The sequence below is a fragment of the Streptomyces sp. NPDC057694 genome (assembly GCF_042799415.1).
In the GTDB taxonomy this organism is placed as follows: domain Bacteria; phylum Actinomycetota; class Actinomycetes; order Streptomycetales; family Streptomycetaceae; genus Streptomyces.
The window spans coordinates 111,566-134,998 of the sequence record NZ_JBHVIX010000019.1; the positions used below are offsets into that span (position 1 = coordinate 111,566).

At 70.1% G+C, this 23,433-nt stretch carries 21 protein-coding genes and 1 riboswitch; of the genes, 9 read left to right on the top strand and 12 right to left on the bottom strand.

Annotation, left to right across the window (positions count from 1 at the left end; all coding sequences use genetic code 11):
- Positions 1 to 2: 2 nt before the first annotated feature.
- Entirely contained in the window at positions 3 to 965 is a 963-nt protein-coding gene (locus tag ACFVDP_RS31800) for a helix-turn-helix domain-containing protein (RefSeq protein ID WP_383497347.1), read from the bottom strand.
- A 93-nt stretch (positions 966 to 1,058) separates the two neighbouring features.
- On the opposite strand from ACFVDP_RS31800, the gene ACFVDP_RS31805 reads away from it, so the two are divergent.
- A complete protein-coding gene (locus ACFVDP_RS31805) occupies positions 1,059 to 1,226 on the top strand; it encodes a hypothetical protein (protein ID WP_383497349.1) in 168 nt (55 codons plus the stop codon).
- 14 nt (positions 1,227 to 1,240) lie between these two features.
- On the opposite strand, the gene ACFVDP_RS31810 is transcribed toward ACFVDP_RS31805, so the two are convergent.
- Together ACFVDP_RS31810 and ACFVDP_RS31815 are read right to left on the bottom strand one after the other, a co-directional pair.
- On the bottom strand, positions 1,241 to 2,266 hold the full coding sequence (locus tag ACFVDP_RS31810) for a ribonucleotide-diphosphate reductase subunit beta (RefSeq protein ID WP_383497351.1): 1,026 nt from the start codon (positions 2,264 to 2,266) through the stop codon (positions 1,241 to 1,243).
- Positions 2,266 to 4,614, bottom strand: coding sequence for a ribonucleoside-diphosphate reductase subunit alpha (locus tag ACFVDP_RS31815; protein ID WP_383497353.1), 2,349 nt, complete (start codon positions 4,612 to 4,614; stop codon positions 2,266 to 2,268). The genes ACFVDP_RS31810 and ACFVDP_RS31815 overlap by 1 nt, the downstream gene beginning before the upstream one ends.
- A gap of 124 nt (positions 4,615 to 4,738) precedes the next feature.
- Positions 4,739 to 4,880, bottom strand: a riboswitch (cobalamin riboswitch).
- A gap of 77 nt (positions 4,881 to 4,957) precedes the next feature.
- Here ACFVDP_RS31815 and ACFVDP_RS31820 point away from each other — a divergent pair.
- Positions 4,958 to 5,791, top strand: a complete 834-nt coding sequence (locus ACFVDP_RS31820; RefSeq protein WP_383497356.1) for a hypothetical protein — start codon at positions 4,958 to 4,960, stop codon at positions 5,789 to 5,791.
- Here the strand turns inward: ACFVDP_RS31820 and ACFVDP_RS31825 are convergent.
- From ACFVDP_RS31825 to ACFVDP_RS31855, 7 genes are all read right to left on the bottom strand, one after another.
- Positions 5,781 to 6,299, bottom strand: a complete 519-nt coding sequence (locus ACFVDP_RS31825; protein WP_383497358.1) for a GNAT family N-acetyltransferase — start codon at positions 6,297 to 6,299, stop codon at positions 5,781 to 5,783. The two genes, ACFVDP_RS31820 and ACFVDP_RS31825, sit on opposite strands and share 11 nt — an antisense overlap.
- Complete coding sequence (locus tag ACFVDP_RS31830) at positions 6,296 to 7,276, bottom strand: nucleoside hydrolase (RefSeq protein WP_383497360.1); 981 nt, start codon at positions 7,274 to 7,276, stop codon at positions 6,296 to 6,298. Before ACFVDP_RS31830 ends, ACFVDP_RS31825 begins: the two co-directional genes overlap by 4 nt.
- A 138-nt stretch (positions 7,277 to 7,414) precedes the next feature.
- Positions 7,415 to 9,037 (bottom strand): monocarboxylate uptake permease MctP, encoded by a 1,623-nt coding sequence (gene mctP, locus ACFVDP_RS31835; RefSeq protein WP_383497362.1) that lies wholly within the window; start codon positions 9,035 to 9,037, stop codon positions 7,415 to 7,417.
- Positions 9,034 to 9,300, bottom strand: coding sequence for a DUF3311 domain-containing protein (locus ACFVDP_RS31840; RefSeq protein WP_383497364.1), 267 nt, complete (start codon positions 9,298 to 9,300; stop codon positions 9,034 to 9,036). The genes mctP and ACFVDP_RS31840 overlap by 4 nt, the downstream gene beginning before the upstream one ends.
- A gap of 119 nt (positions 9,301 to 9,419) precedes the next feature.
- On the bottom strand, positions 9,420 to 9,620 hold the full coding sequence (locus ACFVDP_RS31845) for a YbdD/YjiX family protein (protein ID WP_202456023.1): 201 nt from the start codon (positions 9,618 to 9,620) through the stop codon (positions 9,420 to 9,422).
- Positions 9,592 to 11,733 carry a carbon starvation CstA family protein gene (locus tag ACFVDP_RS31850; protein ID WP_383497366.1) on the bottom strand — a complete coding sequence of 714 codons (2,142 nt, stop codon included), beginning with the start codon at positions 11,731 to 11,733 and terminating at the stop codon, positions 9,592 to 9,594. Before ACFVDP_RS31850 ends, ACFVDP_RS31845 begins: the two co-directional genes overlap by 29 nt.
- Before the next feature lie 107 nt (positions 11,734 to 11,840).
- A complete protein-coding gene (locus ACFVDP_RS31855) occupies positions 11,841 to 12,605 on the bottom strand; it encodes a GntR family transcriptional regulator (RefSeq protein ID WP_018535186.1) in 765 nt (254 codons plus the stop codon).
- 427 nt (positions 12,606 to 13,032) lie between these two features.
- Between ACFVDP_RS31855 and ACFVDP_RS31860 the strand changes: the two genes are divergently transcribed.
- The 4 genes from ACFVDP_RS31860 (at position 13,033) to ACFVDP_RS31875 (ending at position 17,863) form a co-directional block, all read left to right on the top strand.
- Positions 13,033 to 14,313: an extracellular solute-binding protein gene (locus tag ACFVDP_RS31860; RefSeq protein WP_383497369.1), complete on the top strand. Its 1,281-nt coding sequence runs from the start codon at positions 13,033 to 13,035 to the stop codon at positions 14,311 to 14,313.
- A gap of 143 nt (positions 14,314 to 14,456) precedes the next feature.
- The gene (locus ACFVDP_RS31865; RefSeq protein ID WP_383497370.1) at positions 14,457 to 15,449 is read left to right on the top strand and encodes a carbohydrate ABC transporter permease; all 993 of its coding nucleotides are present in this window, start codon (positions 14,457 to 14,459) and stop codon (positions 15,447 to 15,449) included.
- Positions 15,450 to 15,517: 68 nt separating this feature from the next.
- Positions 15,518 to 16,360, top strand: a complete 843-nt coding sequence (locus ACFVDP_RS31870) for a carbohydrate ABC transporter permease (protein ID WP_383497452.1) — start codon at positions 15,518 to 15,520, stop codon at positions 16,358 to 16,360.
- Between the two features lie 9 nt (positions 16,361 to 16,369).
- Entirely contained in the window at positions 16,370 to 17,863 is a 1,494-nt protein-coding gene (locus tag ACFVDP_RS31875; protein ID WP_383497372.1) for a glycoside hydrolase family 3 protein, read from the top strand.
- A 235-nt stretch (positions 17,864 to 18,098) separates the two neighbouring features.
- Here ACFVDP_RS31875 and nagB read toward each other — a convergent pair whose 3' ends face one another.
- Positions 18,099 to 18,884, bottom strand: a complete 786-nt coding sequence (nagB, locus tag ACFVDP_RS31880; protein WP_383497374.1) for a glucosamine-6-phosphate deaminase — start codon at positions 18,882 to 18,884, stop codon at positions 18,099 to 18,101.
- A gap of 373 nt (positions 18,885 to 19,257) precedes the next feature.
- Between nagB and ACFVDP_RS31885 the strand changes: the two genes are divergently transcribed.
- From ACFVDP_RS31885 to ACFVDP_RS31895, 3 genes are all read left to right on the top strand, one after another.
- Entirely contained in the window at positions 19,258 to 20,322 is a 1,065-nt protein-coding gene (locus ACFVDP_RS31885) for an SIS domain-containing protein (RefSeq protein WP_383497454.1), read from the top strand.
- A 123-nt stretch (positions 20,323 to 20,445) separates the two neighbouring features.
- A complete protein-coding gene (locus tag ACFVDP_RS31890; protein ID WP_383497376.1) occupies positions 20,446 to 21,051 on the top strand; it encodes a TetR/AcrR family transcriptional regulator in 606 nt (201 codons plus the stop codon).
- 416 nt (positions 21,052 to 21,467) lie between these two features.
- The gene (locus tag ACFVDP_RS31895; RefSeq protein ID WP_383497456.1) at positions 21,468 to 22,934 is read left to right on the top strand and encodes a sensor histidine kinase; all 1,467 of its coding nucleotides are present in this window, start codon (positions 21,468 to 21,470) and stop codon (positions 22,932 to 22,934) included.
- A gap of 207 nt (positions 22,935 to 23,141) precedes the next feature.
- Here ACFVDP_RS31895 and ACFVDP_RS31900 read toward each other — a convergent pair whose 3' ends face one another.
- Positions 23,142 to 23,399, bottom strand: a complete 258-nt coding sequence (locus ACFVDP_RS31900; RefSeq protein ID WP_016639615.1) for a WhiB family transcriptional regulator — start codon at positions 23,397 to 23,399, stop codon at positions 23,142 to 23,144.
- Between the last annotated feature and the right edge of the window lie 34 nt (positions 23,400 to 23,433).

Consider the following 23,433-nt stretch of genomic DNA (forward strand, 5'->3'; position numbering starts at 1 on the left):
GACTAGCCCGCCAGTCGCACCCGGAAGGTCCGGCGGAAGGCGTTCGGTGTCGTGCCGAGCACCTTCATGAACTGGTGGCGCATCGCCGCGGCGTTGCCGAACCCGGCGCGCCCGGCGATCGCGTCCACCGTCTCGTCGGTGCCCTCCAGCAACTCCTGGGCGAACAGCACCCGTTGACGCAGCAGCCAGCGATAGGGCGTGGTGCCCGTCTCCTGGAGGAAGCGGCGGGCGAACGTGCGCGGCGACATGAGCGCCCGCGCCGCCAGTTCCTCCACGGTCACCGGCTCGGCCAGGTGCCGCTCCATCCAGGCCAGCACCTCGCCGACGGTGTCGCAGCGCGTCGCCGACAGCGGCCGCTCCACGTACTGGGCCTGGCCGCCGTCGCGGTGCGGCGGGACGACCATGCGCCGCGCGATCGTGTTGGCCACCTCGGCGCCGTGCTCGGTGCGCACGATGTGCAGGCAGGCGTCGATGCCGGCGGCGGTGCCGGCCGAGGTGATCACCGGCCCCTCGTCGACGTACAGCACGTCCTGGTCGACCCGGGTGCGCGGGAACTGCCGGGCGAGCTGACGCGCGTACCGCCAGTGGACCGCGCAGCGGCGGCCGTCGAGCAGTCCGGCGGCGCCCAGCACGAACACGCCCGCGCAGAGGCTGAGCACCCGCGCTCCCCGGTCGACCGCCTGCCGCAGCGCGTCGAGCAGCTCCGGCGGGTAGGCGTCGAACCGCCGCCCCGCCGAGGGGATCGCTATGAGGTCGGCCTCCGCCAGCCGTTCGAGGCCGTAGGGGGTGGAGACCGTCATGCCCGGGACATGGGTGGTCAGGGACGGGCTCTCGGCGGAGACCACCGCGAAGTCGTACACGGGCAGTCCCGCGTCACCCCGGTCGAGGCCGAACACCTCGCAGACGACGCCGAGTTCGAAGGGATGCACACCGTCGAGCAGCACTGCGGCCACGTTCTTCAGCATGCCGTCCAGTGTGCCTCAGAGTTGGCAGGAATTCAGGGTCTGATGACAGTCCTGCCACTGCCGCGGGGTGCGCGGCAGCGACAGAGTAGAGGCATGAACACAGCGATGAACTACCTGACCGTCCTCTTCGTCTTCCTGCTCCTCGCCGGTCCCTCGCTGTACGGGATCGCCCGCGACCGGCGGATCGACCGCGAGATCCGTGCGGCCCGCGAGGCCCGTGAGGCCGACGAGCGGCGCTCCCGCTACGCGACCGTGGCCTGAGCCGGCCGCACCTCTCAGAACTCCTCGTCGAAGCCGACCGAGCCCTCTACCGCGACCTGGTACGCGGAGGGCCGGCGCTCGAAGAAGTTGGTCAGCTCCTGGACACCCTGGAGCTCCATGAAGGAGAACGGGTTCTCCGAGCCGTAGACCGGGGCGAAGCCGAGCCGCTGGAGGCGCTGGTCGGCGACGCACTCCAGGTACTGGCGCATCGAGTCGGTGTTCATGCCCGGCAGGCCCTCACCGCACAGGTCGCGCCCGAACTGCAGCTCCGCCTCGACCGCCTCCCGCAGCATGTCGGTGACCTGCTGCTCCAGGGCGTCGTCGAAGAGCTCGGGCTCCTCCTTGCGGACCGTGTCGACCACGTCGAAGGCGAAGCTCATGTGCATCGTCTCGTCGCGGAACACCCAGTTGGTGCCGGTGGCGAGGCCGTGCAGCAGACCTCGCGACCGGAACCAGTAGACGTAGGCGAAGGCGCCGTAGAAGAACAGGCCCTCGATGCACGCGGCGAAGCAGATCAGGTTGAGCAGGAAGCGGCGGCGGTCCGCCTTCGTCTCCAGGCGGTCGAGCTTCTCGACCGAGTCCATCCACTTGAAGCAGAACTCGGCCTTCTCGCGGATGGACGGGATGTTCTCCACCGCCGCGAACGCCGCCGTCCGGTCCTCCGGGTCGGGGAGGTAGGTGTCGAGCAGCGTCAAGTAGAACTGGACGTGCACGGCCTCCTCGAACAGCTGACGGCTCAGGTACAGCCGCGCCTCGGGGGAGTTGATGTGCTTGTACAGCGTCAGTACGAGGTTGTTCGCGACGATCGAGTCACCCGTCGCGAAGAACGCGACGAGGCGGCCGATCATGTGCTGCTCGCCGGGGCTGAGCTTCGCGAGGTCGGCGACGTCCGAGTGGAGGTCGACCTCCTCGACGGTCCAGGTGTTCTTGATCGCGTCGCGGTAGCGCTCGTAGAAGTCCGGGTAGCGCATGGGGCGCAGGGTCAGTTCGAAGCCCGGGTCGAGCAGGTTCTTCCCGGTCTTGTCGGCAGGGGTGGTCATTACTGGCAGGCCTCGCAGGACTCGGGGTTTTCCAGGGAGCAGGCGACCGCGTCGGGATCGGCCACCTGTACGGGGACGGTGGCGCGGGCCGCCGCGCGGGCGATGCGCGTCGCGGGGCGCGAGCGCAGGTAGTACGTCGTCTTCAGGCCCGACTTCCAGGCGTAGGCGTACATCGAGGAGAGCTTGCCGATGGTCGGCGTCTCCAGGAACAGGTTCAGCGACTGGGCCTGGTCGAGGAAGGCGGTACGGGCCGCCGCCATGTCGATGAGCCCGCGCTGCGGGATCTCCCACGCCGTGCGGTACAGCGCCCGCACCTCGTCCGGCACCCAGGTGAAGCCCTGCACCGAGCCGTTGGACTCGCGCAGCGCCTCACGGGTCTGCGCGTCCCACACGCCGAGCGCCTTCAGCTCGTCCACCAGGTACGAGTTGACCTGGAGGAACTCACCCGACAGCGTCTCGCGCTTGAACAGGTTGGAGACCTGCGGCTCGATGCACTCGTAGACACCCGCGATCGAGGCGATCGTGGCCGTCGGCGCGATCGCGAGCAGCAGCGAGTTGCGCATGCCGGTCGCGGCGATACGTTCCCGCAGCGCGGCCCAGCGCTCCGGCCAGGTGAACTCGACGTCGTAGTGGTCGGGGTGCAGCACACCGCGCGCGGTGCGGGTCTTCTCCCAGGCGGGCAGCGGGCCGCTGCGCTCGGCGAGATCCGCCGACGCCTCGTACGCGGCGAGCATGATCCGCTCCTGGAGCCGCGTGGACAGCGCCTTCGCCTCGGGGGAGTCGAACGGCAGGCGCAGCTTGAAGAAGACGTCCTGGAGCCCCATCGCGCCCAGGCCCACCGGGCGCCAGCGGGCGTTGGAGCGGCCCGCCTGCTCGGTCGGGTAGAAGTTGATGTCGACGACACGGTCGAGGAACGTGACGGCGGTGCGGACGGTCTCGTCCAGGCGCTCCCAGTCGATGTCGCCCTCGACGACGAACGAACCGAGGTTCACCGACCCGAGGTTGCAGACGGCCGTCTCCCCGTCGTCCGTGACCTCCAGGATCTCGGTGCACAGGTTCGAGGAGTGGACCGTGTGGCCGGGCTCCGCGGTCTGGTTGGCGGTGCGGTTGGCGGCGTCCTTGAACGTCATCCAGCCGTTGCCGGTCTGCGCGAGGGTGCGCATCATGCGGCCGTACAGGTCGCGGGCGGGGATGGTCTTGCGCGCCTTCCCCTCGGCCTCGGCCTTGCGGTACGCGGCGTCGAACTCGTCGCCCCACAGGTCGACCAGCTCGGGCACGTCGGCGGGGGAGAACAGCGACCACGGCCGGTCGGCGTCCACGCGGCGCATGAACTCGTCGGGGATCCAGTGCGCCAGGTTCAGATTGTGCGTACGGCGCGCGTCCTCACCGGTGTTGTCGCGCAGCTCCAGGAACTCCTCGATGTCGGAGTGCCACGTCTCCAGGTAGACGGCCGCCGCGCCCTTGCGGCGCCCGCCCTGGTTCACCGCGGCGACGGAGGCGTCGAGCGTCTTCAGGAACGGGACGATGCCGTTGGAGTGCCCGTTCGTGCCGCGGATCAGCGAACCCCGGCTGCGGATGCGGGAGTACGAGAGCCCGATGCCACCGGCGTGCTTGGAGAGGCGGGCCACCTGGTGGTAGCGGTCGTAGATCGAGTCCAGCTCGTCCAGCGGCGAGTCGAGCAGGTAGCAGCTCGACATCTGCGGGTGCCGGGTGCCGGAGTTGAACAGGGTGGGGGAGGAGGGCAGGTAGTCGAGCCGGCTCATCAGGCCGTACAGCGCCGCGACCTCGTCGAGCGCCCGCGCCGAGTCGTCCTCGGCGAGACCGGCCGCGACGCGCAGCATGAAGTGCTGGGGCGTCTCGATCACCTTGCGGGTGATCGGGTGGCGCAGCAGATAGCGGCTGAAGACGGTGCGCAGGCCGAAGTAGCCGAAGCGGTCGTCGGCCGTCCGGTCCACCAGTGCGTCGAGCCGCGCGGCGTGGACGCGCACGAACTCGGCGGTGCGGTCCGCGATCAGGCCCTCGCGGTGGCCGACGGCGATCGACCCGGTGAACGACGTGACGCCCTGCGAGGCGGCCTCGGCGGCGATGGAGAGCGTGAGCAGCCGCGCGGCGAGCCGGGAGTAGACGGGGTCCTCGGAGATCAGCCCGGCCGCGCCCTCGGTGGCGAGTTCGCGCAGCTCGGCCTCGTCGGCCCGCGCGCTGCGGCCCCGCAGCGCGGCGGCCGCGACCCGGCCGGGATCCGCGGCGGGCAGATCGGCGGTCAGCTCGGTCAGGGTGCGCAGCAGCGCGGTACCGGGGGCATCCGCCTCGGCCACGGCTGAGGCAGGATCAGCGGGCGCGATGGTCACGGTGGGGCTCTCCCTCGCTCGGCTCGGGGCCCGCGGGGGAACAGTGGCCCGGGCCCGCGCACGGCAGGGCCCGCGTCACCGGCCCATTCCACGAGGCCCGGACGTCTTCGACACCCGGGCCGAGTGGCTCGGGTGTGCCGTCTGCAGGTCTTCGGACTCACGTACACGCTTTTGAGGCTTACGTTCACCGTTGCGGGACAGTTCCGGATTTGCACCGGATTCCCCTGCGCTGACAGCGAGAGCGAGCATACATGTTGTGTCGGGTGTTCGCGGCAGCCCCACATGTTGTGTCGGCTAGGGTGACGGCCAGTCGAGTGTGGACGATCTTGGGGAGAGTGGTTCCATGCGTGCGGGGCGAGTGACGGCCATGGTGCTGGTGGGACTCTTGGCGGGCTGTGGCACCCAAGGGGTGAACGGGACGGGGGAGGCGGACAAGGCGGCGCCGAGGTCGTCGGCGCCCGGGACGCCCACGTCGGCCTCCGCGAGCCCGGCCGCGTCGCCGCCGGGGATCGTGCCGCCCACCGGCGCGCCGACCGCCCCGGGCGTCGACTCCGTGGCGCCGTCGCAGCGGACCTTCACCGGCGCGCAGCTGGATGCCACCCTGCTGCCCGACTCGGCCTTCGGCCGGGGCCTGGACAGCAAGGATCAGCACCAGGCCGGGGTGTTCAAGAACACGCACGAGCAGCGGCGCGGCTGGTGGTCGTACTGCCTGGAGTCGGAGGAGGATCCGGCGTGGCTCGGCCCGGCCGCCTACCGCGGCACGGAGGCGTACTCCCACTCCCTGTGGACGAACCGCAGGACGCGGCCGCCCCAGGGCCACATCATGGTGTCCCAGCACCTCGTGTCGCTGACCACGGCCGCCGCTCGTGACCTGCACCGCGTCGAGCAGGACATCCTGCGCCACTGCCCGGAGTTCGGCTCCGACATGGAGGCCGGCACCGCGACCGAGCGCTACCGCGTCGAGCCCTTGAAGGGGCTCGGCGACGAGGCGAACCTGGAGGTCCAGGAGATCGTCTACGAGGGCGACACCAGAACCTCGTACCGGGCGCACGTCCGCGTCGGCGGCGTCCTGGTCCGGGTGGAGAGCGGCGAGGACCCGGACCGCGACGCGACCGTCCGCTGGGCCGCGCAGCTCGCCAGGGACGTGCGCGGCGATCTGTACGGGATCAGCCGCTGAGCCTCAACTCGTAGCCCAGGAGCGTCACTTCGGGCACCGGCGCCCAGTCCCGGCCGGGCGCCCGGCGGAACCCGAGCCGCTCGTAGAGCCGGTGCGAGGCGGTCGCGACGGGCTGGGTGGACAGCACGAGGGCCGTGCGTCCGTCGGCCCGCGCGCGGTCGATCATGGCCCGTACGAGGGCCGCCCCCGCGCCCTGCCCGCGCGCCTCGGCGGCCACGGCCAGCATCCGGAACTCGGCCTCGCCCTCCCGGGCCACCTCGGCGTAGGGATGGTCGTGCGCGGGGACGTACGTGACACCGCCGAGCACGGCCCCGTCGGGGCCGACGGCGACGAGCACGGTCGCCTCCCGGGCGCGCCGCGCGACATCGCGCAGTTCGCCCGCGTACCAGTCGCTCTCGCCGAACGCGAGGAGCCCGCTGTCCAGATAGGCGGCGGCACCGATCTCGCCGAGCCGGGCGTGGTCCTCGGGGCGCACGGCCCGGACGGTGACAGCCGGGGGAGCGCTCACGCCACGCTCGGCTGCTTGAGGAGGGTGTTGACGAAATCCTCGGTGAAGTTGCGCGGGCCGGTGCCGAGGGCGACCCGGCCGCGCCGGGCGGTGCGCTCCGCGACCAGCGGGGACTCCTGGTAGTAGGCGCGCGGGTAGTCGGCGTCGTAGGGGATGAACACCGTCTTGCCGCGGGTCAGTTCGGACCCGCACTCCACCACGACCGTGCCTTCGGCGGCGGTCACGAACGACTCGTCGGCGCACACGCCCACGGCCAGCGGGTCGTGCAGCGGGGAACCGCCGCTCTCGCGGTACGCGCCGAGGTAGAAGTCCATCAGCCGGGCGGTGAGCGCCATGCCCTCACCGGCCGCGCGCAGGGTCTCCAGGTCGTCGGTGGTGAACCGCCAGCCGTGCGTCGCGTCGAGCCCGACCATCGTGTAGGTGATGCCGGAGGAGACGACGAGGTCCACGGCGTCCGGGTCGGCCCAGGCGTTGAACTCGGCGACCGGGGTGATGTTCCCGGGCACGTCGGCGGCGCCGCCCATGAAGACGAGCTTCTTCACACGGCGGGCGAAGTCCGGGTCCTCGGTGAGCGCGAGGGCCACATTGGTGAGCGGTCCCGTGGCGCAGACGGTGAGTTCACCCTCGTACTCCCGCGAGAGCCGCAGCAGCGCCTGCGTCGAGGACTCGGTCGCCTCGGGCGCCGTCGAGTCGGGCAGCGTCTCGGCGCCGAGCCCCGAGGCGCCGTGGAACTCACCGGCCGCCGAGTACGGCAGTCGGGTCAGCGGGCGGCCCGCGCCGCGGTGCACGGACACGTCCCCGTCGATGCCGAAGGCGCGGGCGAGGGCGCGGCCGTTGCGGAAGGTCTGTCCGGCGGGGACATTGCCGCCGACGGTCGTGTACGCCTTCAGGTCCCACAGCCCGGTGCCGAGCAGGTACTGGAGCGCGACGGCATCATCGATACCGGGATCACTGTCGAGAACGATGGGGGCGGGCACAGTTTTCCTCCGGGGGCGGTACGGATCATGATTCGGGCCCACGGTAACCCCGCCAGGGGCGCGGGGCTGTGTCTGATCTGCGGCTACCGCCGCGTGTGCGCGACCAGCCACAGCCCACCCGCACCCGACGACGAACCGTCAGTGCCCGGAGGCCCCCACGGTGGGCAGCTCCACCTTGACGCCCTTGTCCCCGGCATCGGCGGTGTAGTCGCCCGGCGACGTCTCGTCGACCCCGTCCGGCGCCTTCGCGGCCCGCAGGATGAAGGTGAGCACCACGGTCACGATCACGTTCAGCACGATCGCCGTCATGCCGATGTACCCGATCTGCCCGATGGCCGGGATCTTGGCCGAGGACCCGCCGAAGTGCTTCTGCGTCGCCGACTCGACGTTCCACGCGGCGACCGTGCCGTAGACCATGCCGACGGCCCAGCCGGCGAGCAGCGCCCACCGGTGGAACCAGCGGGTGAACAGACCGCCGACGAGCGCCGGGAAGGTCTGCAGGATCCAGATGCCGCCCAGGAGCTGGAAGTTGATGGCGACCGTCTTGTCCATGGTGAGGACGAAGGCGAGGGCGCCGACCTTCACCAGCAGCGAGACCAGCTTGGAGACCTTGGTCTCCTGCTCGGGCGTGGCGTCCGGCTTGAGGAAGTCCTTGTAGATGTTGCGCGTGAACAGGTTCGCCGCGGCGATCGACATGATGGCCGCCGGGACCAGCGCGCCGATGCCGATCGCGGCGAACGCGACGCCCGCGAACCAGTCGGGGAACATGTCCTCGAACAGCTGCGGAATCGCCAACTGCCCGTTCTGCACCTTGACTCCGGCCGCGATCGCCATGAACCCGAGCAGCGCGAGCAGGCCCAGCATGAGCGAGTACAGCGGCAGGATCGTGGTGTTGCGGCGGATCACGTTGCGGCTCTTGGACGACAGGGTCGCCGTGATCGAGTGCGGGTACATGAACAGCGCGAGGGCCGAGCCGAGCGCGAGCGTCGCGTACGTCCAGGTCCCCGACGATCCGGGCGCGAGTCCGGCGACCGGCTTGCCGGCCGCCTTGTTCGCGGCGTCGAACTTGTCGGAGGCCGACGCGAAGATGTGCTCGAAGCCGCCCAGCTTGATCGGGATGTAGATGATGGCGACGGCGATGACGATGTAGATCAGCGTGTCCTTGACGAACGCGATCAGCGCGGGGGCCCGCAGCCCCGACGAGTACGTGTACGCGGCGAGCACGCCGAACGCGATCAGCAGCGGCAGGTCCTTGACGAACCAGTTGGTGCCCTCGCCGCCGCCGACGCCCATGACGTCGAGGACGGCCTGGATGCCGACCAGTTGGAGCGCGATGTACGGCATCGTGGCGAGGATGCCGGTGACCGCGACCGCGAGCGAGAGGCCCTTCGAGCCGAAGCGCCCGCGCACGAAGTCGGACGTCGTCACGTACCCGTGCTTGTGCGAGACCGACCACAGGCGCGGCAGGAACGTGAAGATCAGCGGGTACACGAGGATCGTGTACGGGACGGCGAAGAAGCCGGCGGCGCCGGCCGCGTAGATCGCCGCGGGGACGGCGACGAAGGTGTACGCCGTGTACAGGTCGCCGCCGAGCAGGAACCAGGTGATCCAGGTGCCGAACGAGCGGCCGCCCAGGCCCCATTCGTCCAGCGACTCGTTCGCCGGCCTGCGCCAGCGCGCGGCGAGGAAGCCCATGACCGTGACGGCCAGGAAGAAGATGATGAAGACGGTGAGCGCGACACCGTTGACCCCGTTGTTCACGCCTTGCTCCCCGCGGACCGGTCGGACTTACGGCCGCGCTGGTCGCGCTGCCACAGCTTGTACGCGGTCATCGTGAGCGCGGTCGAGATCAGCACCCAGAGCATCTGGTACCAGTAGAAGAACGGGATCCCGATGAACGTCGGGTCGACCTTGGCGTAGGAACTGACCCAGAGCATCGCCACGAACGGTGCGATCAGACACAGTGCAATGACGACGCGGACCAGTGTGACCACCGGTCCGTTCACTTCAGGCGCATCGGACATGACGCGGCTCCGTCCCCTCGCTGGTTCCACTTATCTCATGCTTAACGTGCGGGAAATCTAGGCGAGAGTCTTGCTCTACGGAACCCCCGTCCGCATAACGGACGTGACATGACGCGGCGTCAGCAACAGCGGAACCCCTGCCGCGGATCCGATTCCTGGCGGTCCGTCCGCATCCGTTCGAACTCCCGGCGCGAGGGCGCGCAGATCTCCGGATGCGCGGCCCGCAGGTGCGCCACATAGCGGTCGTACGCCGCCTCGTCCGTCAGCTCCCTGACGTACCAGCGCACCTGTCTACCGACCCGCAGCACTGCCGACACCAGCGTCACGACGTTCCTCCTTCTCCTTCCGGCTGGGGAAGAGGCCGGCCGGTGCCACCAGGGTGGACTCCAGATACGGGGCCTCGCTGAGCTTCGACGAGCGCGGATCGCGTACGTGCTTCACGCAGATCCGGGCGGCGTCCACGATCACCACGACGATGAGCAGCGCGAGCGCGGCCGTCAGGACGCCGTCCACCGTGGAGTTGGTGACGACGGTGTGCATGTCGTCCATGCTCTTGGCGGGCGGCAGCACCTTCCCGGCGTCGATCGCGTCCCGGTAGTTCGCGCGCTGCTGGAAGAAGCCGACCTTCGGGTCCGACGAGAACACCTTCTGCCAGCTCGCGGTGAGCGTCACCGTGGCGTCCCAGGCGAGCGGAACGCCGGTGATCCACGCCCACTTGAGCCGTCCGGACTTCACCAGCAGCGTCGTGCAGACCGCCAGCGCCACGGCCGCGAGCAGCTGGTTGGCGATGCCGAAGATCGGGAAGAGCTGGTTGATCCCGCCGAGCGGCTCGTGCACGCCGACCCAGAGGAAGTAGCCCCACAGGCCGACGACGGCGGCGCTGCACAGGAGCAGCCCCGGCTTCCAGCTCACGTTCTTGAACGGTTTGACGACGTTGCCGAGCATGTCCTGGAGCATGAAGCGGCCCACGCGCGTGCCGGCGTCGAGCGCGGTCAGGATGAACAGCGCCTCGAACATGATGGCGAAGTGGTACCAGAAGGCGCGCAGGCCGTCCCCGGTCACCTTCGAGAAGATCTCCGAGACGCCGATGGCGAGGGTGGGCGCGCCGCCGGTGCGGGACAGGAGCGTCGACTCCTCGACGTTCTTGGCGGCCTGGGCGAGGTCGCCCGGCGAGATCGAGTACCCGAAGTGCGCCACGGCCTGCGACGCGGACTGCACGCTGTCGCCGATGACGCCCGCGGGCGCGTTCATGGCGAAGTACAGGCCCGGGTCGATGATCGAGGCGGCGATCAGCGCCATGATCGCGACCGACGACTCCATGAGCATGGAGCCGTAGCCGATCATCCGGACCTGCGTCTCCTTCTGGATCATCTTCGGCGTCGTGCCCGACGAGATGAGCGCGTGGAACCCCGACAGGGCGCCGCACGCGATGGTGATGAAGACGAACGGGAACAGCGAGCCGGCGAACACCGGCCCGTCGCCGCGCGAGGCGAAGTCGGTGACCGGGTCCATCTTCAGCGTCGGCAGCGCGACGACCACGCCGACGGCCAGCAGCGCGATGGTGCCGAGCTTCATGAAGGTGGAGAGGTAGTCGCGCGGCGCGAGCAGCATCCACACCGGCAGCACCGAGGCCACGAACCCGTAGGCGACCAGCCAGACGACGAGGGTGGAGGGCTTCAGGGTGAAGGCGCCGGCCCAGGACGACTCGGCGACCCAGCGCCCCGCGACCAGTGCGAGGAGCAGCAGCGCGACACCGATGAGCGAGACCTCGCTGACCCGGCCGGGCCGCACGACGCGCAGGTAGAAGCCCATGAACAGCGCGATGGGGATGGTCATCGCGAGGGAGAACGTCCCCCACGGGGAGGCCGCCAGCGCGTTCACGACGACGAGCGCGAGCACCCCGAGCAGGATGATCATGATGGCGAAGGCGGCGATCAGTGCGGCGGCCCCGCCGAACGGGCCGATCTCCTCGCGGGCCATCTGTCCGAGCGAGCGCCCGTCGCGCCGGGTCGAGAAGAACAGCACCACCATGTCCTGGACGGCGCCCGCGAGGACGACGCCCACGATGATCCAGATGGTGCCCGGCAGATAGCCCGTCTGTGCGGCGAGCACCGGGCCGACGAGCGGTCCGGCCCCGGCGATCGCGGCGAAGTGGTGACCGAGGAGCACCCGCCGGTCGGTCGGATGGAAGTCCATGCCGTCGTTCAGGCGCTCGGCGGGGGTGGCCCGCGTCGCGTCGACCTTCAGCACCTTGTGCGCGATGAACTTCGCGTAGAAGCGGTAGGCGATGGCGTACGTGCCGAGAGCGGCGGCCACCATCCACGCGGCGGACACCTCCTCTCCGCGCGCGAGCGCGAGCACGCTCCAGCCGGCGGCGCCCACGAGGGCGACGAGTGTCCAGAGGGCGATGGTGCGAGGAGATGCGGTACGCACGGGGTGGTCCCCTCCCGTCCATGCGGCGACGGGAGGACCGTAGGGCAGAAAGGTGTACGCGCGCTACGGCGCGAACACGGCCACCGGGTAAGGGAGTTGGGGTTCGATCAGTCCATCGGCCGCTTGAGGCGCGCCACGAACTTGTAGCGGTCGCCGCGGTACACGGAACGCACCCACTCCACCGGCTGGCCCGAGCCGTCGATCGAGTGACGGGAGAGCATCAGCATCGGCAGGCCGACGTCCGTGCCGAGCAGGCCCGCCTCGCGCGGCGTGGCCAGCGAGGTCTCGATGGTCTCCTCGGCCTCGGCGAGATGGACGTCGTAGACCTCGGCCAACGCCGTATAGAGGGACGTGTACTTGACGAGGCTGCGGCGCAGCGCGGGGAAGCGCTTGGCCGACAGATGCGTGGTCTCGATGGCCATGGGCTCGCCGCTGGCCAGGCGGAGCCGCTCGATGCGCAGCACACGACCGCCGGCCGTGATGTCGAGCAGGCCCGCGAGGGTGTCGTCGGCGGTGACATAGCCGATGTCGAGCAGCTGAGAGGTCGGCTCCAGCCCCTGGGCCCTCATGTCCTCGGTGTACGAGGTGAGTTGGAGCGCCTGGGAGACCTTGGGCTTGGCGACGAAGGTGCCCTTGCCCTGGATGCGCTCCAGACGGCCCTCGACGACCAGCTCCTGGAGAGCCTGGCGGACCGTGGTGCGGGAGGTGTCGAACTCGGCGGCCAGCGTGCGCTCCGGCGGCACCGGGGTGCCCGGCGGCAGGGTCTCCGTCATGTCGAGCAGATGCTTCTTCAGGCGGTAGTACTTGGGCACGCGCGCGGTACGGACGGGCGCCCCGCTCTCGTTCTCCGCACTGCTGACGTCGGTGCTCATGCTCCGCTGCTCCGCCTTCCCGGCTCCTGTGCCGATGCGACCGACGTCCATGTGCATCGGCCACGGCCCCACGGTTCTCATCGTGGCACGGCTCGCTGGCCGGGACCCCTCTTCAGGCCCCGCACGCTCCGTGATCCCTCCTTATACCGTCCGGTGACCGTCTGGTCTAGTCCACATGGCCGATTGGTGGGAGCGTTACCGGGCAAGTGGTGCGCCGCGGGCTCAACCCCCCTGCCATGACGGGCGGGTGTCGTTCCGATAACGGACGCACGGACCTTTCTCAGCCACCCTTGACACGCCTATTGGTCTGGGCCAAGCTCCGCTTACTGGTCTACACCATTAACGACCAGGTCCCAGTCCCACGAGCACTACTCGTCGTATGCGTCGCTGTGGGTGGGGGGTTGCTGGCATCTCTGAGGAGTGTGGCGTGAAGCGCAAGCTGATAGCGGCGATCGGTATCGCGGGCATCATGGTCTCGGTCGCGGCGTGTGGCGACAGTGACAAGAAGTCCGACAACGCGGGGGCGGACGCCAAGGAGCTGACCGTCTGGCTGACGGTCGACGCTCAGAACAACTGGCCGGACCTGGTCAAGGCCGCCGACGCGGCGATCAAGAAGAAGCACCCCGGCATCAAGATCAACCACGAGTACTACGGCTGGCCGGACAAGCCCGCCAAGCTCGACGCCGTCCTCGCCACCGACAAGGTGCCGGACGTGGTCGAGATGGGCAACACCGAGATGCTCAGCTACATGGTCAAGGGTGCGCTCGCCCCGGTCGACCCCGCGAAGTTCGAGAACTCCGCGCAGTGGCTGGACGGCCTCAAGGCCTCGGTCACGTACGACGGCAAGACCTACGGTGTCCCCTACTACGCCGGTGGCCGTGTCGCCACCTGGCGCACGGACATCGCCAAGGCCTCGGGCATCAAGGCCGCGCCGAAGTCGTACGACGAGCTCACCGCCGACCTGGACAAGATCCAGAAGAAGCAGGGCGACAAGTTCAACGCCTGGTACCAGCCGACCCGTGACTGGTACGCGGCCATGTCCTTCGTCTACGACGCCGGCGGCTCCATCGCCAAGGAAGAGGGCGGCAAGTGGGTCGCCAACCTCTCCTCGGCCGAGTCCCAGAAGGGCCTCACGGAGTTCAAGAACGTCATCGACAAGTACATGCACGGTGACAAGACCAAGGACGAGTCCGACCGTTACATCGTGTACGGGCAGGGCAAGTCGGACCTGATCTTCGGTGCGGCCTGGGAGGGCGCGACCTCCGCCGACCCGAAGAACGACAAGACCGGCAAGCTCAAGGACAACCTCGAGAACTTCGTGATGCCGGGTCCGTCCGGCAAGGCGATGCCCGTCTTCCTCGGCGGCTCGGACCTCGCCGTCCCGGTGAAGTCCGACGCGCAGGCCGTGGCCGGCGAGTGGATCAACGCCTTCACCGGCGCCAAGGGCCAGGCCGGCCTGATGGCCAAGGGCAACCTGCCCAACAACAAGAAGGACCTGGCCACCATGAAGGCCGATCCGAAGACCGAGGTCCCGGCCACCGCGGCCGAGTCCAACTGGTTCGTCCCGATGGCCCCGGGCTGGGGTGCCGTCGAGAAGGCCCAGGTCCTGCAGACGATGCTGCAGGAGATCGGCACCGGCAAGAAGTCGGTCGCGCAGGCCGCGAAGGACGCGGACGCCAAGATCGACAAGGTCATCAACACCAAGTGACCTGACGCGGGGCCCCGTCGGCTGCCTCACAGCGACGGGGCCCCGCGGCTCGTCCTTATCGGTACGCCCCGCGCGCCGGGCGCGTACCCCACGGCTTAGCTCGACCTATTGCACGACCTGAGGGACCGCTGAGGAGCGCGCGGATGAGTGCCGCAGACACGACCACTGCCAAGATGCCGCCGCCGCGGCAATCACCGCCGCCGGGCGGAGCGAGCGGGGCCCCGCAGGGGCCACGCAGAAAGCGCACGGGCGGGGCGGCCACCCCCTGGGCGCTGCTCGCCCCCTGTCTGCTGATCCTCGTCCTGGTCCTCGGCTACCCGCTGGTCAGGCTGGTCACGCTCTCCTTCCAGAAGTTCGGCCAGTCCCAGCTGTGGGGCTTCCAGGATCCCGAGTCGGTCGGCTTCGACAACTTCTCCGCGATCCTCGGCGACAGCCAGTTCTGGCAGGTCGTCGTCCGCACGATCATCTTCGCCGGCGGGTCCGTCATCTTCACGATGGTCGTCGGCATGCTGATCGCGCTGCTCCAGCAGCGCGTCTCCGGCTGGGTGAAGACCCTCATCAACATCGCGCTCGTGGCGAGCTGGGGCATGCCCATCATCGTCGCCACCACCGTCTTCAAGTGGCTGTTCGACACCGACTACGGCATCTTCAACGCCGTGCTGAGCAAGCTGCCGGGCGTCGACATGGTCGGCCACAACTGGTTCGCCAGCGGCCCGCAGGGCCTCGCCGTCATCATGCTCCTGGTCGTCTGGGGCGCCGTGCCCTTCGTGGTCATCACGCTCAGCGCGGGCCTGACCCAGGTGCCCAAGGAGATGGAGGAGGCCGCGCGCCTCGACGGGGCCGGCGCCTGGGGCGTCTTCCGCTTCGTCACCCTGCCGATCCTCAAGCCGATCATCGTGATGCTCACGACGCTGTCGGTCATCTGGGACATGGGCGTCTTCCCGCAGGTCTTCGTGATGCGGGGCGGGCACCCCGAGGACGAGTTCCAACTGCTCACCACCTACTCCTACGACCGGGCGTTCCAGGTCAACGACTACGCGCAGGGCTCCGCGATCGCCCTGATCACGGTGATCCTGCTGCTCGGTGTCGTCGCCGTCTACATGCGCCAGATGCTCAAGATCGGAGAGGTCGAGTGAGCACCACCACCGCCCCTGTGAAGCCGGGGAACCCGGGCAAGCCGGGCAAGCCCGGGACGACGGCCCCGGTGACGATCACCGCCGACAGCGGCCGCCGCAAGTCCAAGCTCGGCTGGAACGTCATCGGCGTGCTGGTCTTCCTCATCGCCGGGTTCCCGGTCTACTGGATGGTCAACACGGCGTTCAAGCCCGCCAAGGACGCCATCGACCCGGACCCGAGCCTGTTCCCGACCGGGTTCACGCTGGACAACTTCAAGCGCGCCCTCGAGATCTCGGACTTCTGGGGCCCGGTCGGCCGCAGCCTCATCGTCTCGCTCGTCGTGGTCGTCATCGGCATCATCGTCGGCATGCTGGCGGCGCTCGCCATCTCCCGGTTCGCGTTCCGCGGCCGCAAGGTCGTGATCGTCGGCATCCTCGCGGTGCAGATGGTGCCGCTCGTCGCCATGATCATCCCGGTCTTCCTGCTGCTGAACGACCTCGACCAGTACGACAAGCTCTCCGGCCTGGTCATCACGTACCTGACCTTCATCCTGCCGTTCACGGTGTGGACGCTGCGCGGGTTCATCGTGAACATCCCCAAGGAACTGGAGGAGGCCGCCCAGGTCGACGGGTGCACCCGCACCAGCGCCTTCGTCCGCGTGGTCTTCCCGCTGCTCGCCCCCGGCATGGTCGCCACCTCGGTCTACGCCTTCATCCAGGCCTGGAACGAGTACCTGTACGCCCTGATGCTGATGAGCCAGAAGCACCAGACGGCCACGGTCTGGCTCGGCAACTTCACCACGAAGCACGGTACGGAGTACGCCCCGATGATGGCCGGAGCCACGATGATGGCCGTGCCGATCGTCGTTCTGTTCCTCTTCGTCCAGCGCAAGATGGCCGCGGGTCTCACCGCCGGCGCCGTGAAGGGATAACGCCACCTGATGACGACACTCGCACACGGTACGGACACCCTCACGCGGGATGCCCTGACGGTCCTGCAGCCCGGATTCCCGGGCACGACCGCGCCCGACTGGCTGCTGCGCCGGGTCGGCGAGGGCCTGGCGTCGGTGGGCCTGTTCGGCCGCAACATCGCCTCCGCGGAGCAACTGGCCGCCCTGACCGCCCAGTTGCGGTCCGAGCGGGACGACATCCTGGTCGCCATCGACGAGGAGGGCGGTGACGTCACCCGCCTTGAGGTGCGCACCGGCTCGTCCTTCCCCGGCAACCACGCGCTCGGCGCGGTCGACGACGTCGAGCTGACCCGGGCCGTCGCCCACGAGCTGGGCCGCCGGCTCGCCGAATGCGGCGTCAACTTCAACTGGGCGCCGTCCGCCGACGTCAACGCCAACGCGGGCAACCCCGTCATCGGCGTCCGCTCCTTCGGCGCCGACACCGACCTCGTCGCCCGGCACACCGCCGCGTACGTGACGGGGCTGCAGTCCGCGGGCGTCGCCGCCTGCACCAAGCACTTCCCCGGGCACGGCGACACCGCGGTGGACTCGCACCACGACATGCCGCGCATCGACGTCGGCCTCGACGTGCTGCACGCCCGCGACCTCGCCCCGTTCCGCGCGGCGATCGCGGCCGGTTCGCAGGCCGTGATGAGCGCCCACATCCTGGTCCCGGCACTCGACCCCGAGCGTCCGGCAACGTTGTCCCGGCGCATCCTCACCGGCCTGCTCCGCGAGGAGTTCGGCTACCAGGGCCTCATCGTCACCGACGGCATGGAGATGCAGGCCATCTCCGCCACATACGGCATCGAGCGCGGCAGTGTCCTCGCCATCGCGGCCGGCGCCGACGCGATCTGCGTGGGCGGCGGGCTCGCCGACGACGAGACGGTGGTCCGGCTCAGCGACGCGCTGGTCGCGGCGGTCCGCTCCGGCGAACTGGCCGAGGAGCGGCTCGCCGACGCCGCCGCCCGGGTACGGGCCCTCGCCGCCTGGACCTCGGGTGCGGCGGGCACGTCGGGGGGCGTGCCCACCGATCCCGGGATCGGCCTGGTCGCGGCCCGGCGCGCGCTGACGGTGACCCGGTCCGCCGGGTACGCGCCGTCGGTCGCCGGGGCCCCCGTCCATGTGGCGGCGTTCTCCCCGGTCGCCAACATCGCGGTCGGCGACGAGACCCCCTGGGGCGTCGCCGCCGAACTCGAACGCCTGCTGCCCGGCACCACCACCGGCTCCTACACGGGCGCCGACGCCGGTGCCGAGGCGCTGGCCGCCGCGGGGGACCGGCGGATCATCGCCGTCGTCCGCGACGAGCACCGCCACGGGTGGATGGCGGCCGCCGTCGACGCGCTGCTGGCGGCGCGGCCGGACACGGTGGTCGTGGAGATGGGCGTGCCGCAGGCCGCGGCGCGCGGCGCTCTGCACATCGCCACCCATGGGGCGGCGCGGGTGTGCGGGGTGGCTGCCGCCGAGGTGATCGTGGGGGCCTAGCCCCGGCTTCGTTCGGTCGTCGGCCGCGGCTCTCGTCGTGGCTGGTCGCGCAGTTCCCCGCGCCCCTGAAGCATGCGCTTCGCGCAGCTTCCCCCTGGGGCGCACGGAGTGTGCCCTTCAGGGGCGCGGGGAACTGCGCGACCAGCCCCCACCGGCCCGCAGCCGACGACGAAACAGAAAAAGGTGCCGGCCCCCGGATGGGGGCCGGCACCTTTTTGCCGGGTCGAGGCGGAGCCTAGATGCCCTGCCACTCCGGCTTGTTGGCATAGGTGTGCCGGAAATAGTCGGCAAGCTTCAGCTTGGACGCGGCGGCCTCGTCCACGACGACGGTCGCGTGCGGATGCAACTGCAGCGCGGAGGCGGGCACCACCGAGGCGACGGGCCCCTCGACGGTGGCGGCGACCGCGTCGGCCTTGCCCTCGCCGGTCGCGAGCAGCACCAGGTGACGGGCTTCGAGGATGGTCCCGATGCCCTGCGTGATGACATGGCGGGGCACCTGGCCGAGGTCGCCGTCGAAGAACCGCGCGTTGTCCGCGATGGTCTGCTCCGTCAGCGTCTTGATCCGGGTCCGCGACGCGATCGACGAGCACGGCTCGTTGAACCCGATGTGCCCGTCGGTCCCGATCCCCAGCAGCTGGAGATCGACACCCCCGGCCTCGGCCAGCGCCTTGTCGTACGCCTCGCAGGCCGCCTGCACGTCCTCGGCGCTGCCGTCGGGACCGATGAAGGACCCCTCGCCGAGCCCGAGCGGCTGCACGACCTCGCGCAGCACCGTCGCCCGGTACGACTCGGGGTGCCCGGTGGGCAGCCCCACGTACTCGTCGAGCTGGGCGATGCGCGCCCTGGACGCGTCGACCTCGCCGCTGCCGACCTTCGCCGTCAGCGCCTGGTAGATGGGCAGCGGGGTCGAGCCGGTGGCCACACCGAGCAACGCGTCGGGCTTGCGCCGCAGCAGCTGGGCCATGGCTTCGGCGATCAGCTCGCCACCTGCCTTGGCGTCCGGAACGATCACAACTTCCACGAATGGCCTGCCGTTCTGGTCAGAGGGGACGGGGAGAACCGGAGTTCATGTGGTATAGACCAATCTAGCAGAGCAGGGCCCCGCCGGTCAGGCCCTCCACGGACCCGCTCCGACCATGCTCGACGCTGCACCGGGGGTCGGCACGTCGAAGGGGGCCGTCGCGGGTGGTGCGGGCGGTGGGGGTGGTGCCAGTGGTGATGGTGCGGATGGTGCGCGGCTCGACGTGATGGGCGCGGCCACGCTTCCGGGACGCCTGCGCGCGGCCGGGCGGGCCGACGCGATCGACCCGCGCCGCGTTTCACTGGGCGCCGCGCGCCGTGGGCGGCCAGAGTGGAAGATGTCCGGCCGCGCCGACCCACCGGAGGTGACCCGCATGACCGCCACGCCCGAGCAGGAACGGCCCGGCCGGATCATGGCCCGTGAGATCCGTGAGCAGCCCGACGTCCTGCGCCGCCTCCTCGGCACCGGTGCCGCGCGCATCCAGGACGTGGCCCGCCAGGTCGCCGCCCGCGCCCCCCGCTTCGTCCTCCTCACCGCTCGCGGCACCTCGGACAACGCCGCCCTCTACGCCAAGTACCTCCTGGAGATCCGGCTCGGCCTGCCCTGCGGTCTCGCCTCCATGTCCACCACGACGGCCTACGGCGCCCGGCCCGATCTGCGGGACGTCCTCGTCATCACGGTCAGCCAGTCCGGCGGCTCACCCGACCTCGTCGCCTCGACGAAGGCGGCCCGCGAGGCCGGCGCGATCACCCTCGCCGTGACCAACAACCCGGACTCCCCGCTCGCCGCGGTCTCCGAGCACCACATCGACATCATGGCGGGGCCGGAGAAGGCGCTGCCCGCGACGAAGACGTACACCGCGTCCCTGCTCGCGCTCTACCTCTTCGTGGAGGGGCTGCGCGGCGCCGACGGCTCGGACGTGGCCGCCGTGCTGCCCGATCTCGCCGACGACCTGATCGCCCGGCAGGACGAGGTCCGCACGCTCGCCTCCCGCTACCGCTTCGCCGGACGCATGGTGATCACCTCCCGTGGCTATGGCTACCCGACCGCCAAGGAGGCGGCCCTCAAGCTGATGGAGACCAGCTACATCCCCGCCCTCTCCTACTCCGGCGCCGATCTGCTGCACGGCCCGCTCGCCATGGTCGACAACATCTCCCCGGTCATCGCCGTGGTCACCGACGGCAGAGGTGGTCTTGCCCTCCAGCCCGTCCTCGACCGGCTGCGCGGCCGCGGCGCCGATCTGATGGTCGTCGGCCCCGAGGCCCAGGTCGCCCGGGCCTCCGCCGGCTTCGTGCTGCCCACCTCCGGGGTGGCCGAGGAGGTGCAGCCGGTGCTGGAGATCCTGCCGCTGCAGCTGCTCGCGTACGAGGTGACGATCGCCCGCGGCCAGGACCCCGACGCCCCGCGCGCCCTCGCCAAGGTCACCGAGACCCGATAGCCGTCCACCGCGCCGCTCCCTGAGCCGTGCACCATCGCGCCCCCGTTTCTGTATCGCTCGCTAGAAAATGACCGTAGCGCAGCCCCTGCCCCGTTTTCTAGTGGGCGCTATAGAATTCACCCCATGGCGACCAAGCAGCGCGGGCGGCCCCGCTCCTTCGACCGGGAGACCGCCCTGGAGAAGGCCATGCGAGCCTTCTGGGAGAACGGGTACGAGGCGACCTCGGTCTCCGACCTGACCCGCGAGATGGGGATCGGCGCCCCGAGTCTCTACGCCGCGTTCGGGGACAAGCGCACCCTCTTCGAAGAGGTCGTGCGGGTCTACGGCACCACGCACGGCGCGGGCCCCGGCCGCGCCCTCGCCGAGGAGCCGACGGCCCGCGGCGCGGTCGAGCGACTGCTGCGGGAGGCGGCCGACGCGTTCACCGCCCCCGGGCTCCCGCACGGCTGCCTGGTCATCCACGCCGCGACGAACTGCACCACCCCCGAGGTCGAGCTGGCCCTGCGCGAGCAGCGCAACACCAGCCTCGGCGCCATCGCCGACCGGCTGCGCCAGGGCGTGGCCGCGGGGGAGCTGCCCGAGGGCACGGACACCACCGCTCTCGCCCGCTGCGTCGCCGCGGTCTTCCAGGGCATGTCCCAGCAGGCCCGCGACGGCGCGAGCCGGACCGAGCTGGAGGCCGTCGCCGCCCTGGCGATGGCGGTCTGGCCCGGAATCGAATCCGATTGAACCCGGGCGTTCCGGCACCCGTGGTGAAGGACGTACGTTGGAGTAACCGTGGACGCGCGGGCCGGGAGCGGCCCTGTCGACCGGAGGACGAGTCGTGGCAGAAGTCGTAGGAAGAGACGACAACAATCCTCCGCCGATGCATGGACATCGGAGAATGGTCTAGTCCACAATGCGTAACGGAGACCTCCGTCCTCCCCGCACAGGAGGACGGACAGAGGACCCGCCGCTCTCTGCCCTGACTGCGTCGGCTCCTCGATCGGCACCGGGAACCGCACACCTGGAAGCCGATGCACCTGAAGGGCTGCGGTGCCAGGGAAAGGGTTGAGGGTCCCGACCCCCGGCGCCGCGGCCCGTCGGTCTTTTCGGGACCGTTCGGGCCCCTGCCGACCGGCGGGTACGCTCGCCTGGTGCCCTCCATGAACGATCTCGTACGCCAGCACACCGCCCTCGGTGACTCCGACCTCGAGTGGCTCCACCTGCTGGTCTCGGAGTGGCAGCTGCTCTCCGACCTCTCCTTCGCCGACCTCGTCCTGTGGGTCCCCACGCACGACGGCACGCGATACGTCTCCGTCGCGCAGATGCGCCCCAACACCGGCCCCACGTCCTACCAGGACGACATGGTCGGCCACCTGGTGCCGCGCGGCCGCCGCCCGATGCTGGACGTCGCGCTCGACGAGGGCCGCATCGTGCGCGAGGGCGACCCCGAGTGGCGCGAGGAGGTCCCGGTCCGGGTCGAGTCGATCCCCGTCCGCCGGGAGGGCCGGGTCCTCGGGGTCATCGCCCGCAACACCAACCTGCTGACGGTGCGTACCCCCTCCCGACTGGAACTGACCTATCTCCAGTCGGCGTCCGACCTCGCCCAGATGATCGCCGCCGGATCGTTTCCGTTCCCGGGACAGCAGGTCGACATGGACGCCTCCCCGCGTGTCGGCGACGGCCTGATCCGGCTCGACGCCGACGGTGTCGTCCAGTACGCGTCCCCCAACGCGCTGTCCGCCTACCACCGGTTGGGCTTCCAGGCCGATCTGGTCGGCCACCACCTCGGCAGCACCACCGCCGAACTCGCCCCGTCCCGCGGCCCGGTGGACGAGGCACTCGCCAAGGTCGCCAGCGGCTGGGCCCCGCGCGAGTTCGAGATCGAGGGCGAGGAGGGCTCGATCCAGCTGCGGGCGATCCCGCTCAAGCCCAAGGGCACCCGCATCGGATCCCTCGTCCTCCTGCGCGACGTCACCGAACTGCGCCGCCGCGAGCGTGAGTTGATCACCAAGGACGCCACCATCCGGGAGATCCACCACCGGGTGAAGAACAACCTCCAGACCGTCGCGGCCCTGCTCCGTCTTCAGGCCCGGCGCATCGAGTCGGACCGGGGGCGCGAGGCGCTCGAAGAAGCGGTCCGGCGCGTGGGCTCCATCGCGATCGTGCACGAGACGCTCTCGCAGAACCTGGACGAGCGCGTGGAGTTCGACGAGATCGCCGACCGGGTGCTCGCGATGGTCGCGGAGATCTCCCCGGGCCAGGTGACGGGTCGGCGCACCGGCCGGTTCGGCATCCTCGACGCCGAGGTGGCCACGCCGCTGTCGATGGTCCTGACCGAGGTGCTGCAGAACGCACTTGAGCACGGCTACCGCCAGGGCGACACCGGCACCGTCGAGGTCTCGGCGGTGCGCGGCGGGACGAGCAAGGAGACCCGTCTGCTGATCACCGTCCAGGACGACGGTGTCGGTCTGCCCGAGAACTTCGACCCGAAGCGGGCCGGCAATCTGGGACTGCAGATCGTACGCACCTTGGTGGAGGGCGAGTTGGGCGGAACGTTCGACATGGTGCCCGCACCCGAGCGCGGCACCCAGGTCATCCTCGACATCCCGGTCCGCTCACAGAAGTAGCCGCCGCCGGCCGCATTCGGCGAGGGAGTGCACACAGCAGAGAGCCCCGGACCGGGATACGGTCCGGGGCTCCATACTCGCGTGCTCGGGTCATGTCCCGGGCTGAGCCTGGGGGAGCATCGGGGGTACTGCGCGCTGCGGCTCGGGGGCGGGAGATGCGTACTCGCTGTACGCGCCGCCGGGCTCAGGCTCGTGAGGGGTGGGGAATCAGGCGGAGGCCTGACGGGCCCGGTTGCGAGCGGCGCGGCGCTTCATTGCGCGGCGCTCGTCCTCGCTGAGGCCACCCCAGACGCCGGAGTCCTGGCCGGACTCGAGCGCCCACTGCAGGCACTGCTCCATGACGGGGCAGCGACGGCAGACGGCCTTGGCTTCCTCGATCTGCAGCAGCGCAGGACCAGTGTTGCCGATGGGGAAGAAGAGCTCGGGGTCTTCTTCGCGGCAAACGGCGTTGTGACGCCAGTCCATGGCTGCTACCTCTCCTTGGTATTACGTGCAGGTT